The sequence below is a fragment of the Intrasporangium chromatireducens Q5-1 genome, assembly GCF_000576575.1.
Taxonomy (GTDB): Bacteria; Actinomycetota; Actinomycetes; order Actinomycetales; family Dermatophilaceae; genus Intrasporangium_A; species Intrasporangium_A chromatireducens.
Genome location: NZ_AWQS01000355.1, coordinates 1 through 2,934, shown reverse-complemented (window position 1 = coordinate 2,934; position 2,934 = coordinate 1). Strand labels below are relative to the sequence as shown.

General features: G+C 71.8%; 2 protein-coding genes. One reads left to right on the top strand and one right to left on the bottom strand.

What is annotated here, in order from left to right; genetic code table 11:
- Positions 1 to 185: 185 nt before the first annotated feature.
- Positions 186 to 1,883, top strand: a complete 1,698-nt coding sequence (locus tag N864_RS20875; protein WP_034721922.1) for a DUF3352 domain-containing protein — start codon at positions 186 to 188, stop codon at positions 1,881 to 1,883.
- Between the two features lie 42 nt (positions 1,884 to 1,925).
- Here N864_RS20875 and N864_RS20870 read toward each other — a convergent pair.
- On the bottom strand, positions 1,926 to 2,934 hold a 1,009-nt coding region (locus tag N864_RS20870), incomplete at its 5' end, for a dipeptide epimerase (protein ID WP_034721920.1).

Genomic DNA, 2,934 nt, shown 5'->3' with positions numbered 1-2,934 from the left:
CCGGGCGCCAGCGAGCCCCGGGCGCCAGCGACCGGCCCGCCCCAGGGAGCCAGCCTCCGCAACGGGTTCGTCACGGGGACACCCAAACCCGCCCAAACGCGACCGAAGCGCGTCTCACCTTCAGTACGATCCATCTCGAACCCGCGCGCCCGCCGGGTTCCTGCCATGACAGGGGACCTGACCGCATGACCCAGCCGAACGACCCACGCCCGGAGCCGACATCGGATCCGACCCCGGAGCAGCTGCCCGGCAGCTCCGAGACGGCCCAGCCGACCCAGTCGATCCCCCAGCCGTCACAGTCGGCGGGCGCCCCGACGCAGTACAGCTACCCGACTGAGGGCACCACGTCCGGCCTGGGCGGGGCGGCCGGGATCCCGCCGTCGACCCTCGGCGCGGGAGCCGCTGAGGGCGTGTCGTTCAGCGACGACGCTGCGCCCAGGACCTCCCGTCGGCGGACCGGCCTGATCGCCGGCGGCCTCGTCGCAGCCCTGGCCCTCGGTGGTGGCATCGCCTTCGGGGTCTCCAAGCTGTCCGGCGGCGGTGCCCAGCCCGCCGACGTGATCCCCGGCGACGCCCTCGCCTACGTCCGGCTCGACATCGACCCCTCGGCGGGCCAGAAGATCGCGGCAGTCCGCTTCCTCAGCAAGATCCCCGGCGCCAGGGACGTGTTCAGCTCCGACGACATGCGCCAGAAGCTCTGGGAGCAGGTCGTCAAGGAGTCGAAGAACGCCTGCCTCAAGAAGTTCGACTTCGGCAAGGACATCCAGCCGTGGCTCGGGCAGCGTGCCGGCCTCGGCTTCCGTCCGGGCAAGACCGGCGGCGAGCAGAACATGGTCATCGCCCTGCAGACCTCCGACGAGTCCACGGCGAGTGACACGCTCGCCCGGCTCACGGCCTGCAGCACGGACTCCAAGGACAAGACCGACATCCGCACGCGCGACGGCTACGTCCTGCTCACGCCGAAGGGCCAGGGCGACACGACCCTGGCAGCGCTCGACAAGGGCAGCCTCGCGAGCAACGCGACGTTCTCTGGCGACATGAGCGCGCTCGGCGACCAGGGCGTGGCGTCGATGTGGTTCGACAACGCCAAGTTCGCGGCACTCGCCCAGCAGGAGTCCGGCACGAAGCAGCAGGTGCCCGACACGCTGCGCGGGCGGTCCGCCTTCACGCTCCGTTTCGACCCGAGCTACATCGAGATGGCGGGCATCGGACGGGGGCTCGACGCGGTCAAGCAGGTCTCGGGCAGCGGAGCCGAGCTGGGCAGGCTGCCCGCCGACACCATCGGCGCGTTCCAGCTCTCCGGCGGCGACCAGCTGCTCGACGGGGCGTGGCCCGAGCTGAAGAAGGGGCTCGACTCCGTCGCGGGCGGGGGCGGGGACGTCCAGAGCATGCTCGAGAGCGAGCTGGGGATCACGCTGCCCGACGACCTCAAGGTCCTGCTCGGTAAGTCCTTCACCCTCTCCGTGCCGGACCAGGCCTTCGGCTCACAGCTCCCCACGGTCGGACTCAAGGTGACCGGCACCAACGCCAAGCGCGCCGAGGAGGTGCTGACCTCGATCGAGGACGTCTCGGGCGGTGCCCTGTCCCTCGACAAGAAGGCGGACGGCGACCGACTCTACGCGAGCACCACGCCCGGGTACGCCGGCAAGCTGGCCACGGACGGCAAGCTGGCCGACAGCGAGACGTTCAAGACCGCGCTCGGGGACACGAGCAAGATGACGGTCGGCTTCTACCTCGACCTCGACCGGATCGAGAAGTACTACCTCCCGGACGTCGGGCCGGAGGCCCACGACGCCGTCCAGGCGCTACGGGCAGTCGGCTTGAACGTCTGGTCCACCGGCGATGGCGAGGGCTCCTTCTCGCTCCGGCTCGTCGGCAACTGATTGGTCTCGACGGCTGAGGCGACCCGCCGCGGCGGGATCGCCTCAGCCGGACGTGGGCTGCGGCGTCGACAGGCCGGTGATGCCCAGGCCCGTCCCGTCGGGCAGCCGGACCACGTTGCAGTCGTAGGCAATCCCGCCGTGGACCGGCGAGTGGACGGACCACCAGGCGGCGTCGAGGTCGCTGACCCGTGTCGTCGGGACCGCTGCCACCAGGGCCGCCGCGGCACCAACGCCGACGTGGCTCTCCATCATCGAGCCGACGATGGTGCCCAGGCCCGACTCGTGGGCGCGGCGGAGCATGCGGGCGCCGACCGCCAGGGAGCCGCACTTGGCGAGCTTGACGTTGACGAGGTCGGCGGCGCCGAGTCGGATGATGCGCTCGAGGTCCGACATCCCGTAGCACGACTCGTCGGCCATGATCGGTAGGTCGACCCGCTCACGCACCCACGCCAGGCCCTCGACGTCGTCGGCGACGACGGGCTGCTCCACGAACTCGACGTCGAGCGCCGCGTCCTCGAGTGCCCGGATCACCTCGACGGCCTCATGGCGGCTCCAGCCCTGGTTGGCATCGAGTCTGATCCCGACCTCGGGGCCGACCGCCGAACGGACGGCTCGCACTCGTGCCACGTCGGTCGTCGCGTCGGTGCCGACCTTGAGCTTCAGGGTCGCGAACCCGTCGGCGACGCGGGCGCGGGCCGCGGCCGCGAGCCCGCTCGCCTCCCCCGCCGACAGCGTCACGTCGGTGGTGACACAGGACGGTATGCCGCTGTCCCCGGCCCCCAGCAGGTCGCTGACCGACGTGCCGAGCCCCTGTGCGAGCAGGTCGTGCAGGGCCGCGTCGAGCGCCGCCTTGGCCCCGAAGTTGCGGGCCACGGCACCCTGGATCCGCGCGCCCAGGGTCGCGAGGTCGGCCGCGTCGTCGAGCCGGTGGCCCACGACGCCGGGCGCGAGCATCGTCTCGATGCACGACCGGGCGCCGGCCAGGGACTCCCCCGTGACCTGCCAGACCTGGGGCGCCTCGCCCCAGCCGGTGCGCCCGTCGGAGTCGCGC